Source organism: Phytopseudomonas seleniipraecipitans (assembly GCF_900102335.1).
Classification (GTDB): domain Bacteria; phylum Pseudomonadota; class Gammaproteobacteria; order Pseudomonadales; family Pseudomonadaceae; genus Aquipseudomonas; species Aquipseudomonas seleniipraecipitans.
In genome coordinates, this window is sequence record NZ_FNBM01000009.1 from 1 (window position 1) to 14,061 (window position 14,061).

A 14,061-nucleotide genomic window follows, 5' to 3' on the forward strand; every position below is an offset into this window, starting at 1 on the left:
GGCAGCGAATCACCCAGGGAATAGAAAACACCGTAGAGGTTGTTGAAAACCACGTACGAGAAGGTCACCAGGGTCATCGCGGCGAGAAGAAAGGCGATGGCGACTTCTTCGAGACGATTCCACAGGCGCTGCAAAGCTGTCATCAGCGGTCTCCCAGATAGGGTTGTTGTAATTGTTTTGGCAAGCCGACTCTAACCCCGTCGTCTAACGGGCAGATATTCACGATTGATAAACGCGCCCTTCGGTCTTGGCGAATAGCTCGCGCCGGACGGCGCTCAGTGCTGTCGAAGCGCCAGGATCGGCAAGATCAAGGCGGGAGCAGACGCTCACTCCGTAGGGTGGATGACGCTCTTTTCATCCACCATTGCGATCGCAGAGCGGTGGACGGGTCGGGCCGCGCAGGTGATGCGTCGTCCACCCTACGAAAGGCCGTTTGCGCCTTTAAGACCGTAGAGCGCAGCCTTGATTAGCCGCAGGCGTAATCCGGGGCCGAAGGCCGTGTTCGATGGTTCACCGACCGGCTGCTTGTTGCTTGTTGCTCTTCAAACATCGCAAAACTCACACCTGCTCGGAGATTTCGATCAGGTTCAGGTCGGGATCACGCAGGTACACCGAACGGATCGGGCCGGTGGCGCCGGTGCGCATCACCGGCCCTTCGATGATTGGCCAGCCAACACGCTGCAGGTGTGCGATCACCTCGTCCAGAGGTTGGCTGGCGATGAAGCATAGGTCCAGCGCCCCCGGTACCGGCAGATGAGCCTTGGGCTCGAACTCCTGGCCACGCACATGCAGGTTGATCTTCTGACTACCGAAACAGAACGCCTTGCGACCATTGCCGAAGGTTTCCAGGCGCATGCCCAGCACCTCGGTATAGAAATGCGTGGTCGCGTCAGCGTCGGTCGCGGTCAGTACCAGATGATCCAGGTGGTCGAGCATGCCAGCCTCCTATTCGGTGATGTGACTACTGCCCGGCGGCGTTGGCCGCCTGGGCAGCCTCGATCAGGTCGCTGCCGATCTTGCCTTCGTATTCTTTCCACACCGGGCGCATCACCTCGCGCCATTGCTGACGCTCTGCGTCGGTGAGCACGATCAGCTCACGCTTGCCATCGGCAAGGATCTGCTGTTTGTCCCGCTCGTTCAGCGCCAGCGCCTGCTTGTTCACCTCAGCGGTGACTTCGTCGATGATGCCTTTGAGCTCACCGCGAATGTCGTCTGGCAAACCGTTCCAGAACTTCGCATTGGTGATCAGCATGTAGTTGCCGACGGCATGGTTGGACTCGACCATGTACTGCTGCACTTCATAGTGACGCTGGCTGTAGATATTCGACCAGGGGTTGTCAGAGGCATTGATAACGCCCGTCTGCAGCCCCTGATAGATCTCGGCAAACGCCATCTTGCGCGGCACCGCACGCAGCGCGCTGATCTGTGCGGCCTGCAGGTCCGATGGCTGCACGCGGAATTTCATGCCGCGCGCGTCGCTCGGTACATGCAGCGGCTTGTTCGCGGTGAACTGACGCATGCCGTTGAGCCAATAGGCCAGGCCCAGGATGCCGTTGTTCTCGAAACTGTGCAGCAGCTCCTGACCCTTGGGCGATTGTTCGAAACGCTGTGACGCAGCCGCGTTATCGAACAGGAACATCAGGTCGAAGATCTGTACCCGCGGCTGGTACTTCTCCAGTTTTACCGGCGCCGGCGCCAGCAGCTGCACGTCACCGAGCAGCAGGGCTTCCATCTCCTTGCCATCGCCAAACAGCGAGGAGTTCGGATAGACCTCGACCCGCGCCTTGCCGGCCAGGCGTTCCTTGACCAGTTTTTGCAACATCAACGCGCCCTGCCCCTTGGGGGTTTGATCAGAGGCGACGTGGGAGAACTTGATGACGATTTCTTCGGCGTGCACGGCAGCACCGAATGCCATGGCGGTGGACAGCAGCACGCAGGACAGACTGCGGCGAAGGACGCGGGACATGAGGCGATCTCCTGTTGTTGTTAGTACGGACGGCCAACGCCGTCCGGATGCCTTTGCTCACCACGAACTCTACTGCAGCGCCGATGGCGACTAAATTCTTGATTGACCAAGCCTGCCTTCGCAGTTGCCGAAGGCAAGGTGATCGACCATCTGCCGGGCGATCAACGACAGGTTGTCGTAGTGGCGCACGCAGATGTTCAGCTGCCGGGTCGCCCAGGCGTCCTCGATCTCCACGGCACGCACCGCCATGCTCGGCAGGTACGTGCGCACCGCCTGCTCGGGCAGGATGCCGATGCCCATGCCGGTATGAATCATCCGGCAGATAGCCTCGAAGCTGCGCACCTGGATGCGCACCCGCAAATGCGCGCCGGCCTGCTGCGCTGCCTCACTGATCAGCGCATGCAGCGAGGCTTCCTTCTGCAGGCCGATGAAGTCGTAGCCGATGGTATCCAGCAGCGTCACCCGCTCGCGCGTCGCCAGCGGGTGCTCGCTCGGCACCACCAGCACCAGGCGGTCGCTGCGGTAGGGGAACACCTGCACGCCGTCAGCCTGCACGTGGCCGGCGAAGATGCCGATGTCGGTCAGCCCCTCGCGCACCGCATGGATGATGTCGCTGCTGACCCGTTCTTCCAGGTCGATGCGAATCTGCGGATGCAGGGCCGTGAAGGCGCTCAGGTCCTCGGGCAGAAAGGCGATCACCGCCGAAGTATTGGCGTGGATGCGCACATGACCATTGATGCCTTCACTGAACTCGCTGAGGTCGGCCTGCATCTGCTGAATATTGTCGAGCAGGTTGCGCGCATGGTGCAGCAGCGCATCGCCGGCCGGCGTCAGCGCCACGCCCTTGGGCTGGCGATACAGCAACGGCGTGCGCAGATGCGCTTCGAGATCACTGATGCGTTTGCTGACCGCCGCCAGCGCCAGGTGCTCGCGCTCGGCGGCTCGGGTCAGGCTGCGCTCATCGGCAATGGCGACAAACAACTTGAGGGTCAGGAAATCCACGCGCATGACAGGCTCCGCTTCGTGATTGGCGAAAGGCTCGCTGCCGCGGCACAGGCCTTCGGCGGGCGGCCTCACCATAAGCCTTCGTGTGGCGCGAAGCCAGACTTGACGATTGACTGATTGCCGCCAGGCCCGCCATGGGGGATGCTCGCCGCCATCGACCCAAGTCACCGGGAGCTCGCTCATGTCATCTGCACATTCCATCCCGCCCATGGCCCTGGCAGGGCTCAAGGTCATCGAAATGGGCCAGCTGATTGCCGGCCCGTTCGCCAGCAAGATGCTTGGCGAGTTCGGTGCCGAGGTGATCAAGATCGAGCCGCCGGGTATCGGTGACCCGCTGCGCAAATGGCGCAAGATCAAGGACGGCACGTCACTCTGGTGGCACGTTCAGTCACGCAACAAGCAGTCGCTGACCCTCAACCTCAAGGAAGCCGAAGGCCAGGACATCGTCCGCCGCCTGGTCGCCGAAGCAGACATTCTGGTGGAGAACTTCCGCCCCGGCACCCTGGAAGAATGGGGCCTGGGTTGGGATGAACTGTCCCGCATCAACCCGCGACTGATCATGCTGCGCATTTCCGGCTACGGGCAGACCGGCCCCTACCGCGACCTGCCGGGCTTCGGCGTGATCGGTGAAGCCATGGGTGGCCTGCGCCACCTCTCTGGCTACCCTGGCCAGGCGCCAGTACGGGTCGGCGTGAGCATCGGCGATTCGCTGTCGTCGCTGTATGGGGTGATCGGCGTACTGCTCGCCCTGCAGGAGCGCAACCGCAGTGGCCAGGGCCAGCAGATCGACGTCGCCCTGTACGAGTCGGTGTTCGCCATGATGGAAAGCCTGGTGCCCGAATACGACGCCTTCGGCTACGTTCGTGAACCAGCCGGCAGCGCCCTGCCCGGCATCACGCCGTCCAATTCCTACCCGTGCAATGACGGCAGCTACGTGTTGATCGCCGGCAATGGCGACAGCATCTACAAGCGCCTTATGACCCTGATCGGCCGCATCGAGCTGGCCGACGACCCGCGCCTGGCGCAGAACGATGGCCGCAGCCAGCACGCCGAGATGATCGATGCCGCCATCGGTGAATGGACCGCGCAACGCGGCCGCGACGAGGTGATCGAGGCGCTCAAGGGCGCCCGCGTGCCCGCCGGTTATCCCTACACCGCCGCCGACATCGTCAGTGACCCGCATTACCTGGCGCGGCAGATGATCGAGACGGTACAGACCAGTGCCGGCCCGTTGAAGGTTCCCGGCGTGCTGCCTAAACTCAGCCGCACCCCGGGCCGCATCGGCGAAGGTGGCCCCCAGCTCGGTGAACACACCGATGACGTCTTGGCCGGCTTGGGCCTGAGCGACGAGCAGGTTCGTGGCTTGCGCGAACGCGGAATTATTTGAGGCAGCTATTGCAGATAGCTCCCACGCTCCAGCGTGGGAAATCAGATTCGTAGGGTGGATGACGCTTCACCCATCCACCGTTTTGCAAACCAGTGGTGGATGAAAAGAGCGTCATCCACCCTACCCAGCTGTCAGGGCCGTAGGGCGGACAACGCGAAGCTTGTCCACCAAGGCGCAAGAGCAACGACAACCCTCAGAGCGCTATCCAGACTGGCGCTCAAACGGAATCCAACCATGACCAAACGCCTTTATATCCAGGACGTCGCCACCCGTGACGGCTTCCAGATCGAAGCGGCCTTCGTGCCGACCGAAGACAAGATTGCGCTGATCGACACGCTCTCGCAGACCGGCCTGGCAAAGATCGAAGTCACTTCGTTCACCTCGCCTAAGGCGATTCCCAACCTGCGCGACGCCGAAGAAGTGATGCGCGGCATCAAGCGCGTACCGGGCGTGGAATACACCGTACTGGTGCCCAACGTGCGCGGCTGCGAGCGGGCGTTGTCATGCCAGGTGGACGAGATCAACCTGGTGATGTCGGCCAGCGACACCCACGGCTTGGCCAACCTGCGCATGACGCCGGAGCAATCGCTCGAGCAGTTCGCCGAAATCATCGAGGTCAGCCGTGGCAGCGGCGTGTTCATCAATGCATCGCTATCGACAACCTTCGGCTGCCCGTTCGAGGGCGCAGTGCCTGAAGCGCGTGTGCATGAGCTGACCCAGCGCCTGCTCGACCTCGGCGTGCAAGGCATTACGCTCTGCGACACCACCGGCATGGCCGATCCGGCGCAGGTCGAACGCATCTGCCGCGAGTCGCTGCAACGCTGGCCCGAGGCGGTGTTCACCGCGCACTTCCATAACACCCGCGGCATGGGCCTGGCCAACGCGCTGGCGGCGCTGAATGCCGGCATCGACCGCTTCGATGCATCCCTCGGCGGCCTCGGTGGCTGCCCTTACGCGCCAGGCGCCAGCGGCAATATCTGCACGGAAGATCTGGTGCACATGTTCCAGCGCATGGGCCTGGATACCGGCGTCGACCTCGATGCGCTAATGGCGGCGGCGGCCACCCTGCCCGACCTGATCGGCCATGATGTGCCCGGCGCGATCCTCAAGGCCGGTACTTCAGAACGCCGTTATCCGAAACCGAAATGGATGAGCGAAGCGAGCGCCTGAACTGGCGACCGTAGCCTGCGGTTGAGCGCAGCGATACCCAGGAAGCCCTACCCGGGTGTCGCTGCGCTCGACCCAGGCTACCTGGCCGCCATCCCCCGGTATCGCTACGCTCAAAGCCGGGTCGCATGCCGGATGTAGGAGCCGCGACCCCGCGGCGAATGGTGGCAGCGCGGGACAGCTAAGGGGTGGCTGCGATCGCCTTCGCTACGCAGCGTTCAATGCCCGCCGCCCGAGTCCGCCGCGCCCTTGGCCGAGAACGGTGGCTTGGCCAGCCAGATGATCAGGATCAGGCCGAAGAACAGCCAGCCCATCAGGGTGAAGTAATCCACCGTCGAGAGCATGTAGGCCTGGCTCTCCACCACCCGGTCGATCTGCGCATAAGCGGTTTGCGAAGCGCCGCCGAGGTGTTCCAGATACTGCTGAGTCGCCGGGCCGTAGGGGTTCACGTGCTCGGTCAGTTGCGCGTGATGGTAGATCTCCCGGCGATGCCAGATCCAGGTGGTCAGCGACGAGGCGAAGCTGCCGCCCAGTACGCGCAAGAAGGTCGCCAGGCCGGAGCCGTCGGCGATGTCCTTCGGCGGCAGGCTGGAGAGCAGGATGCTGGTGGTCGGCATGAAAAACAGCGCGATACCCAGCCCCATGAACACCTGCACCTCGGCAATGTGCCGATAGTCGACTTCCGTGTTGAATGAGGCACGCATGAAACACGACGCACCAATCACCAGGAACGAGCCACCGGCCAACAGGCGCAGGTCGAACTTGTGCGCGTACTTGCCCACCAGCGGCGACAGGAACAGCGGCAGAATGCCGATCGGCGCTGCCGCCAGCCCGGCCCAGATCGGCGTGTAGCCCAGTTGGGTCTGTAGCCACTGCGGCAACAGCAGGTTGATGCCAAAGAACCCGGAGTAACCGAGCACCAGCGCCAGGGTGCCGAAGGTGAAGTTGCGGTACATGAACAGGCGCAGGTTGATGATCGGGTGCTGATCGGTCAGCTCCCAGATCACCAGGACGATCAGCGACACCACGGACACGGCCGTGCCGATCTGGATAAAGGTCGACTCGAACCAGTCCAGGTCGTTGCCCTTGTCGAGCACCACTTGCAGCATGCCGACACCCAATACCAGCAAGGCCAGGCCGATGTAGTCGATCGGTTGGTGAACGATGGTTTCCGGCCGCTTGCGCAGCTGCGCCCAGACCACGAACGTGGCCAGAATGCCGATCGGGATGTTGATGAAGAAGATCCACGGCCAGCTGTAGCTGTCGGTGATCCAGCCGCCGGCAATCGGCCCGATGATCGGCGCGACCACCGTGACCATTGCCAGCAGCGCCAGGGCCATGCCGCGCTTGGCGCTGGGAAAGATCGCCAGCAGCAGCGTCTGCGCCATCGGATACAGCGGCCCGGCGACCAGCCCCTGCAGGGCGCGGAATGCCACCAGTTCGGGCATCGAGCGGGCAATGCCGCAGAGAAACGAGGTGATCACGAACAGCACCACCGCGGCCAGAAACAGCTTCACCTCACCGAAGCGCCGCGCCAGCCAGCCGGTCAGCGGCAAGGCGATGGCGTTGCACACGGCGAACGAGGTGATCACCCAGGTGCCCTGCTCCGAACTGACGCCCAGGTTGCCGGAAATGGTCGGCAGGGCGACGTTGGCGATGGTGGTGTCGAGCACCTGCATGAAGGTCGCCAGGGAGATGCCGATGGTGGCCAGCAACATGCTCGCCGGGCGAAAGTTGGCGTCGCTCATGTCAGCCCTGCTTCGTGGCGTGGCTGGCCTGGCCCGGAGTCGGGCCATTGGCATGGATGATCTGCTCGATCAGCGCATCGGCTTCAACCAGTGGCGCGTCGTACACGGCAGTGGTGAAGCGCGGCTCGCTCGGCATCTGCGTCGACAACTGCGCGCCGCTCTGGTCGTGCAGGTCGACGGTCACCGCGGTGGACAGGCCGATACGCAGCGGGTGGCTCTGCAGCGCTTCTTCGTCGAGACGAATGCGCACGGGCAGGCGCTGCACGATCTTGATCCAGTTGCCGCTAGCGTTCTGCGCCGGCAGCAGCGAAAACGCACTGCCAGTACCTACGCCGAGGCTCTCGACGTGGCCCTGATAGGTCACCTCGTCGCCGTACAGATCAGCCTCGACGGTAACCGGTTGGCCGATGCGCATCTCGCGCAGCTGGGTTTCCTTGAAGTTGGCGTCGATCCAGATCTCATGCAACGGCACCACGGCCATCAGCGCGGCACCCGGTTGAATGCGGCTGCCGACCTGCACGGAGCGCTGCGCCACGTAGCCGCTGACCGGCGCCACCAGGGTGCTGCGCGCGTTGTTGAGAAAGGCCTGACGCAGCTGCGCGGCGGCACTTTTCACGTCCGGGTGCGAGGCGATCACGGTGTCGTCGACCAGCGCCTGGTTGGTATCCAGTTGCTGCTGGGCGGAGGTCAGTGCGCTCTGGGCACTGCTCAGGGTGTCTTGCGCATGGGCCAGTTCCTCGCGGGAAATCGCCCCGTTGCGGGCCAGGGTCACTCGCCGCTGGTAGTCGGCCTTGGCGCGTTGCACATCGATCTTGCGCGAGGCCACCTGGGCTTTGTAGCTGTCCACGTTGCTGTAAAGCCCGCGCACCTGGCGGACCGTACGCGCCAGGTTGGCCTCGGCGCTCTGCTGGGCCACTTCAGTGTCGGCCGGGTCCAGCCATACCAGTGGCTGGCCGGCTTCGACGTAGTCGCCGTCATCCACCGCGATGCGTGTCACCGTGCCGGTGATCTGCGGGGTGATCTGCACCAGGTTGCCGCCGACATAGGCGTCGTCGGTCTCTTCATAGAAGCGCCCGTACAGCTCGTGGTAGGCGAAAATTGCCGCGCTGCACAGCACGACGATGACGCCCAGGCCCAGCAACAGGCGTTTGCGCTTGCCCGAATTGGGCGCAGCGGGAGTGTCTTTGGTTTCGGTCATGACAAGGACTCAGCGTGCGGAAGTGGGTGATGGAGCGGCAGCCTCGAAGCCACCGCCCAGGGCCTGCATCAGCAGCACCGACGCGTCGATACGCTCGGCACGCAGATTGGCCAGTTGCCGTTCGCTCTGCAGCAGTTGCTGCTCGACGCTCAACGCGTCGAGGTAATTACCGATGCCGTCGGCGTAACGCTGCATGGCGATGTCGTAGGAGCTGCGGGCAATGTCACGAGCCCGTTGTTGCTGTTCGATCTGCTGCTCGAGGGTGCGGATACGGCTGATGCCATCGCCGATGTCGCCCAGCGCGCCGACCAGGGTCTGGTTGTACTGCGCCACGGCCACGTCGTAATCGGCATTGCGACCGGCCAGGGCGGCGCGCCGGGCGCCACCGTCGAAGATCGGCAGGCTGAGCGCCGGGCCAACGCTGAAGAAGCGACTGGCGCCACCGAACATGGCATCACCGAGCAGCGACTTGCTGCCTGCGGCAACGCTCAGGTTGAGATTGGGATAGAAGTCCGCCTTGCTGGCATCGATGTCGCGGGTAGCCGCTTCGACGCGCCAGCGCGCAGCGACCAGATCGGGACGACGACCAAGCAGTTCGGCGGGCACGTTGGCCGGCAGGCTGACCGCCGTGGGGGCGATCAACTGTGGCCGCGGCAGTGTGGCACCACGATCCGGCCCCTGGCCGAGCAACACCGCCAGGCGAATGCGCGCGCTGTCCACCTGTCCGGTGGCTGCGGTCAAGCTGGCTTCGGCGGCGGCTTCCAGGCTCTGGGTCTGTTGCAGCTGGTATTCGCTGTCCAGGCCGGCGTCGACGCGGCTGCGGGCCAGGCCAAGCATGTCGCGGCTGCGCTTGAGGTCCTGCTGGGCAAGGTCCTGGGTGGCGTAGGCCAGGCCGAGGTCGTTGTAGGCACGAGTCACCTCGGCGGCCAGGGTCAGGCGTGCGCCCTGGCGGTCTACTTCACCGGCACGGGCACGGCCCAGGGCCGCTTCCCACGCCGCGCGTTCGCCACCCCACAGATCGAAGCGGTAACCGCCGTCCAGGGACAGCGTGCGCAAGGTGCCGTAGCGGCCGCCCTGCCCACTGGGGTCATCGACCCGGGCGGAGCGTGAGCGGGTGACATTGGCATTGGCATCCAGGGTCGGCTGGCGCTGCGCGTCGGCAGCCAGCGCTGCGGCACTGGCCTGCCGGGCACGGGCATCGGCAACCTGTAAATCAGGGCTGCTGCGCAGGGCTTCGTCGATCAGCGCATTGAGCTGCGGGTCACCGAGACGGTTCCACCAGTCAGTGGTCGGCCAGGCCGCTGGCGACAGATTGGCGGTGAAGGTGGCGCCTTGCAGGCTGGCGGCGTCCAGCGCCCGGCCTTCGGTGTGCAAACCCTCCTGCGAGGCGCACGCGACCAGCAGCACGGCGCTGAAGATGAGGGCCAAGGGGGTACGCAAGGGCATGGTTTTCATCATTCTCCTGGCATGTGTGGCAGCGCATCGGCGGCCATCAGCATTTTTTTCAGCAGGCGCTGGAATTCATCGAGTTCGCTGCGGCTCAGGCAGCCAGTGAGTTCGTTGGTGGCGTCTGCCGCGATCTGCGGTACGCGTACCCCCAGGGCCTTGCCCGACTCGGTGAGCGTGAGGCGCACCTGGCGGCGATCCTCAATGCTGCGTTCGCGGGTCAGCAGGCCCTTTTGCTCAAGGCGGTCAAGCATGCGAGTCATCGCCCCGCTGTCGAGGCTGAGCAGGCGCACCAGATCAGCCGAGTTGCTGGCCCGTTCCTGGCTGATCAGCAGCACGATCTTGAATTGCGCGGCGGTCACGTCGTGATCAGCCAAGTGTCGCTCGAGCAAGCGGTCCTTGAGCTGGTTGATCAGCGCAATCAGATGACCCGGCGAGTGCTGGAGCGAAAACCGCTCCCGGTCGAAATGTGGCATCGCAAATACCTGCTCAGGCAGTGAATGCCATGCAGATTACTGCCCAGGCAGCGATCAGCCCAATTACATTTGGTAATACTCAACATCAATTTCAGACATACTTTGAAATATCTAAGTGTTCAAAAGGGAGTGCTCGAAGCGCCGGCGGGTTCAGGAGATTTGTGCCGGGCGCAGCTGCGCAGCCTGATTGGAGCGATGAGAACGCGGGGGACAGCCGAGGGTGTCGCAGGCTCGACCCAGGCTACGGAGGCTCGCAGATAGCCTGGGTTGAGCGAAGCGATACCCGGAAAATGGCGTCTAGCAACAAACTCAATTCCATATGAAGGGTGAAACGCGCCCATGGATAGTCGCTTGCTGCTCAGTTGGTTAACCGACGCGCCGGGGCGATGGCGCAATGCAGCTTTTGATAATTCGGCATATGGCGAGGCAGATACCCGTTGCTATCCCCATCAACACAAAAGCCGCGTCCTGATGGAAGCGGCCCATGGTGCAGCGCAAGGCAGCAATCGATCACTGCGCCTGGTTGGATGCCTCGGCAGCCTTGATCAGGTCGGCGCCAATATCTTTCTCGAACTTCTTCCACACTGGGCGCATGGCTTCGCGCCATTGCTCACGCTCTTGCGGAGTCAACTCGATGATTTCGCTGGTGCCGGCTTTGACGATCGAAGCGCGGGCTTCCTTGTTGAGGTCGTCAGCCTGACGGTTCACCTCGGCGGTGACTTCAACCATGATTTTCTGCAGCTCGCTGCGCACGTCGTCCGGCAGCCCATTCCAGAACTTGGTGTTGGTGATCACCATGTAGTCGATCAGACCATGATCGGAGGCAGTGAAGAACGGCTGCACCTCGTGCACTTTCTGGCTGAAATAGTTCGACCAGGTGTTCTCGGTACCGTTGACCACACCGGTCTGCAAACCCTGGTAGACCTCAGCGAAGCTCATTTTGCGCGGCGCAGCGCGTAGCACCTTGAACTGCTCATCGAGCACCGCTGATGCCTGCACCCGGAACTTCAGGCCGCGAGCGTCCTTGGGCTCACGCATCGCCTTGTTGGCAGACAGCTGCTTCAGGCCGTTGTGCCAGTAGGCCAGGCCGGTGATGCCCTTGCCTTCCATGCTGGTCAGCAGCGCCTTGCCCTGCTCGCTGCCCTGGAAACGGTCGACCGCTTCCATGTTGTCGAACAGAAACGGCAAGTCGAAGATCTGCAGCGGCTTGGCGTAGTGCTCGAACTTGGCCAGCGAGGGCGCCAGCAACTGCACGTCGCCAAGCAGCAGCGCTTCCATTTCCTTGCCATCACCGAACAACGACGAGTTGGGGTACACCTCAACCTTCACGCGACCCGGCAGGCGTTCCTCGGCGAGCTTCTTGAACAGCAACGCGCCCTGCCCTTTGGGCGTGTTATCCGCCACCACATGGGCGAACTTGATGCTGATCGGGGCGGTCGACTCAGAATCAGCGGCGTGCAATACGCCAGCCACGGAGAGTGAGACGGCGCAGACCAGCGCCTTCATGGAAAGCTTGAGCATGGGTGACCTCATATTGTTTTTGTAATGGTGCGCAGGAACGCTCGCGTCAGCGTGGCGTCCCTCTCGAACGGCGTCAGGAACAGAGTGGCCCCGTAGCCGCGTGAGGAGAATCCGTTTTTAGCGAAGACGGCGTTCGAGTGAGTCGAACGCCCTCGTGAAGGCCCTAGACCACTCGCCCCCCATCCACGGGCAGTTCCACACCGTTGAGAAATGCAGCTTCATCGCTGGCCAGGAACACCGCGACCGCAGCGATATCCGAGGGTTTTGACAGACGCCCGAGGGGAATGGTGGCGACGAAGCGAGCACGGTTTTCAGGGGTATCCGGTACGCCCATGAAATCTTCCAGCAGGGCTGTTTCGCCCATCACCGGGCAGATATTGTTGACCCGAATGCCATCGGGTCCGAGTTCCACGGCAAGGGATTTCGACAGCAGATTGACCGCCCCTTTCGAGCCGTTGTACCAGGTCAGCCCCGGCCGTGGCCTGATGCCCGCGACCGAACCGACGTTGATGATCGAACCGTTCTTGCGCTCGCGCATCAGCGGCACCACGGCCTTGACCATGTGGAAGATCGATTTGACGTTGACCGCGAATACCCGGTCGAACGTCTTCTCGTCGACATTCATGAGCGGCTGGTTGCGGTGCGTGGTGCCAGCGTTGTTAACCACGATATCGGGAATGCCGAAGGTGTCCACGCAGAGCTGTACGGCGGCCTGCACCTGCTCGCCATTGGTGACGTCGCAGGTCGCCGCGCACGCGTTGGGACCGAGTTCCTCGGCCAGACGCTGGGCTGCCTCGCCATTGATGTCGGCCAGCACGACCTTGGCGCCGGCTTCGATATAGCTGCGCGCGATACCGGCACCAAAACCACTGGCCGCACCGGTGACGATGGCGATCTTGTTAGTCAGCTGGGGCATTTTTGTTTCCCTCTCAGTGCATGAACGGCGCGGCCCACAGCGGCGCCGCGCTCGATAACGGGTAGAAACCTGGCCGGAGCCGGTTATTCAAAAAACGATCAGGTCACGCAGACCACTGCCACTGGCCAGGCGGTCGAAGCCGGCATTGATATCGTCGAGCTTGAGCTTTTCGCCGATCAAGCGGTTCACCGGCAGCTTGCCGGCCCGGTAAAGCCCCACGTAGCGCGGAATATCGCGAGCGGGTATGCAGGAGCCGATATAGCTGCCCTTGATCGTCCGCTCCTCGGCGGTCAGCGACAGCTGCTGCAACGGCCATTGATCATTTGGATGCGGCAGCCCGGCAGTCACCGTGGTGCCACCACGGCGGGTGGCGGCGTAAGCCAGCTGCATCGCCGGTACCGAACCGGCGAACTCAAAGGCATAGTCGACACCGCCCTTGGTCAGTTCGCGAATGCGTGCCACGGCATCGGCATCCCGCGCATTCACCACATGGGTCGCGCCCAGCGCCAGAGCCAGGTCGAGCTTGCTGTCATGCACGTCCACCGCCACGATCGGGTTGGCGCCGGCCGCCAGCGCACCGAGCAAGGCGCTGAGGCCTACGCCCCCCAAACCGACGATCAGCGCTGACGCGCCGGGACGAACCTGGCCGGTATTGACCACGGCACCGACGCCGGTAAGCACCGCGCAGCCGAACACAGCCGCCTCGACCGGGTCAATATCGTCGCCAATCGGGATGCACGAGCGGGCGGAAACCACCGCGTACTCGGAGAATGCCGAGACGCCACAATGATGATTGACCGTCGCTCCCGCATGGCTCAGGCGATGCCCACCCTGCAGCAACTCACCCTTGCCATTGGCGCCATTGCCGGGCTCGCAGAGTGCTGGGCGGCCCTCCATACACGGTGAGCAGTGGCCACAGCTGGGCACGAAGACCAGCGCGACTTTCTGCCCGGGGCGTACGTTGTCGACGCCGGAACCGACTTCGACCACCTCGCCGCTGGCTTCATGCCCGAGGGCCATGGGCAGCGGGCGCGGACGAACGCCGGTGATGACCGACAGATCGGAATGGCAGAGGCCGGCGGCAATCATCTTCACCAGCACCTCGCCCGGCCCAGGCGGGGCCAGTTCGAGTTCACTGATAACCAGCGGCTTGCTGTCCGCGAAAGGGCCTTCGGCGACCATTTCACGGAGTACGGCGGAGCGGATTTTCATTGTTGTTTCTCCAGCGCGA

Annotated in this window: 12 protein-coding genes and 1 pseudogene; 2 read left to right on the plus strand and 11 right to left on the minus strand. The window is 63.2% G+C overall.

Features of this window, described 5'->3' with window-relative positions:
- The 4 genes and pseudogenes from BLS60_RS17145 to BLS60_RS17160 all read right to left on the minus strand — a co-directional run.
- Positions 1 to 143: pseudogene (locus tag BLS60_RS17145) on the minus strand (C4-dicarboxylate ABC transporter); the annotation flags it as partial.
- Positions 144 to 558: 415 nt separating this feature from the next.
- Complete coding sequence (locus BLS60_RS17150; RefSeq protein ID WP_092370445.1) at positions 559 to 936, minus strand: VOC family protein; 378 nt, start codon at positions 934 to 936, stop codon at positions 559 to 561.
- 25 nt (positions 937 to 961) lie between these two features.
- A complete protein-coding gene (locus BLS60_RS17155; protein ID WP_092370449.1) occupies positions 962 to 1,966 on the minus strand; it encodes a DctP family TRAP transporter solute-binding subunit in 1,005 nt (334 codons plus the stop codon).
- A gap of 90 nt (positions 1,967 to 2,056) precedes the next feature.
- Positions 2,057 to 2,974: a LysR family transcriptional regulator gene (locus BLS60_RS17160; RefSeq protein WP_092370913.1), complete on the minus strand. Its 918-nt coding sequence runs from the start codon at positions 2,972 to 2,974 to the stop codon at positions 2,057 to 2,059.
- A 178-nt stretch (positions 2,975 to 3,152) separates the two neighbouring features.
- On the opposite strand from BLS60_RS17160, the gene BLS60_RS17165 reads away from it, so the two are divergent.
- Both BLS60_RS17165 and BLS60_RS17170 read left to right on the plus strand, forming a co-directional pair.
- On the plus strand, positions 3,153 to 4,358 hold the full coding sequence (locus tag BLS60_RS17165; RefSeq protein WP_244153434.1) for a CaiB/BaiF CoA transferase family protein: 1,206 nt from the start codon (positions 3,153 to 3,155) through the stop codon (positions 4,356 to 4,358).
- Positions 4,359 to 4,592: 234 nt separating this feature from the next.
- On the plus strand, positions 4,593 to 5,528 hold the full coding sequence (locus tag BLS60_RS17170) for a hydroxymethylglutaryl-CoA lyase (protein ID WP_092370455.1): 936 nt from the start codon (positions 4,593 to 4,595) through the stop codon (positions 5,526 to 5,528).
- A 215-nt stretch (positions 5,529 to 5,743) separates the two neighbouring features.
- On the opposite strand, the gene BLS60_RS17175 is transcribed toward BLS60_RS17170, so the two are convergent.
- The 7 genes from BLS60_RS17175 to BLS60_RS17205 all read right to left on the minus strand — a co-directional run bounded on the left by BLS60_RS17175 (position 5,744) and on the right by BLS60_RS17205 (position 14,042).
- Positions 5,744 to 7,273: a DHA2 family efflux MFS transporter permease subunit gene (locus BLS60_RS17175; protein WP_092370458.1), complete on the minus strand. Its 1,530-nt coding sequence runs from the start codon at positions 7,271 to 7,273 to the stop codon at positions 5,744 to 5,746.
- 1 nt (position 7,274) lies between these two features.
- The gene (locus BLS60_RS17180) at positions 7,275 to 8,471 is read right to left on the minus strand and encodes an HlyD/EmrA/EmrK family protein (RefSeq protein WP_092370461.1); all 1,197 of its coding nucleotides are present in this window, start codon (positions 8,469 to 8,471) and stop codon (positions 7,275 to 7,277) included.
- Between the two features lie 9 nt (positions 8,472 to 8,480).
- Entirely contained in the window at positions 8,481 to 9,926 is a 1,446-nt protein-coding gene (locus BLS60_RS17185) for an efflux transporter outer membrane subunit (RefSeq protein WP_208597316.1), read from the minus strand.
- The gene (locus tag BLS60_RS17190; RefSeq protein WP_092370464.1) at positions 9,926 to 10,393 is read right to left on the minus strand and encodes a MarR family winged helix-turn-helix transcriptional regulator; all 468 of its coding nucleotides are present in this window, start codon (positions 10,391 to 10,393) and stop codon (positions 9,926 to 9,928) included. The genes BLS60_RS17185 and BLS60_RS17190 overlap by 1 nt, the downstream gene beginning before the upstream one ends.
- 510 nt (positions 10,394 to 10,903) lie before the next feature.
- Positions 10,904 to 11,914: a TRAP transporter substrate-binding protein gene (locus BLS60_RS17195; protein ID WP_092370467.1), complete on the minus strand. Its 1,011-nt coding sequence runs from the start codon at positions 11,912 to 11,914 to the stop codon at positions 10,904 to 10,906.
- 163 nt (positions 11,915 to 12,077) lie between these two features.
- Positions 12,078 to 12,830, minus strand: coding sequence for an SDR family oxidoreductase (locus tag BLS60_RS17200; protein WP_092370470.1), 753 nt, complete (start codon positions 12,828 to 12,830; stop codon positions 12,078 to 12,080).
- An 87-nt stretch (positions 12,831 to 12,917) separates the two neighbouring features.
- Positions 12,918 to 14,042: a zinc-dependent alcohol dehydrogenase family protein gene (locus BLS60_RS17205; protein ID WP_092370473.1), complete on the minus strand. Its 1,125-nt coding sequence runs from the start codon at positions 14,040 to 14,042 to the stop codon at positions 12,918 to 12,920.
- Positions 14,043 to 14,061 lie beyond the last annotated feature (19 nt).

What these genes read in the sequence shown, in the direction of transcription:
- BLS60_RS17150 (WP_092370445.1), bottom strand. Translation starts at nt 936, where the DNA reads ATGCTCGACCACCTGGATCATCTGGTACTGACCGCGACCGACGCTGAC.
- BLS60_RS17155 (WP_092370449.1), bottom strand. Translation starts at nt 1,966, where the DNA reads ATGTCCCGCGTCCTTCGCCGCAGTCTGTCCTGCGTGCTGCTGTCCACC.
- BLS60_RS17160 (WP_092370913.1), bottom strand. Translation starts at nt 2,974, where the DNA reads ATGCGCGTGGATTTCCTGACCCTCAAGTTGTTTGTCGCCATTGCCGAT.
- BLS60_RS17165 (WP_244153434.1), top strand. Translation starts at nt 3,153, where the DNA reads ATGTCATCTGCACATTCCATCCCGCCCATGGCCCTGGCAGGGCTCAAG.
- BLS60_RS17170 (WP_092370455.1), top strand. Translation starts at nt 4,593, where the DNA reads ATGACCAAACGCCTTTATATCCAGGACGTCGCCACCCGTGACGGCTTC.
- BLS60_RS17175 (WP_092370458.1), bottom strand. Translation starts at nt 7,273, where the DNA reads ATGAGCGACGCCAACTTTCGCCCGGCGAGCATGTTGCTGGCCACCATC.
- BLS60_RS17180 (WP_092370461.1), bottom strand. Translation starts at nt 8,471, where the DNA reads ATGACCGAAACCAAAGACACTCCCGCTGCGCCCAATTCGGGCAAGCGC.
- BLS60_RS17185 (WP_208597316.1), bottom strand. Translation starts at nt 9,926, where the DNA reads ATGAAAACCATGCCCTTGCGTACCCCCTTGGCCCTCATCTTCAGCGCC.
- BLS60_RS17190 (WP_092370464.1), bottom strand. Translation starts at nt 10,393, where the DNA reads ATGCCACATTTCGACCGGGAGCGGTTTTCGCTCCAGCACTCGCCGGGT.
- BLS60_RS17195 (WP_092370467.1), bottom strand. Translation starts at nt 11,914, where the DNA reads ATGCTCAAGCTTTCCATGAAGGCGCTGGTCTGCGCCGTCTCACTCTCC.
- BLS60_RS17200 (WP_092370470.1), bottom strand. Translation starts at nt 12,830, where the DNA reads ATGCCCCAGCTGACTAACAAGATCGCCATCGTCACCGGTGCGGCCAGT.
- BLS60_RS17205 (WP_092370473.1), bottom strand. Translation starts at nt 14,042, where the DNA reads ATGAAAATCCGCTCCGCCGTACTCCGTGAAATGGTCGCCGAAGGCCCT.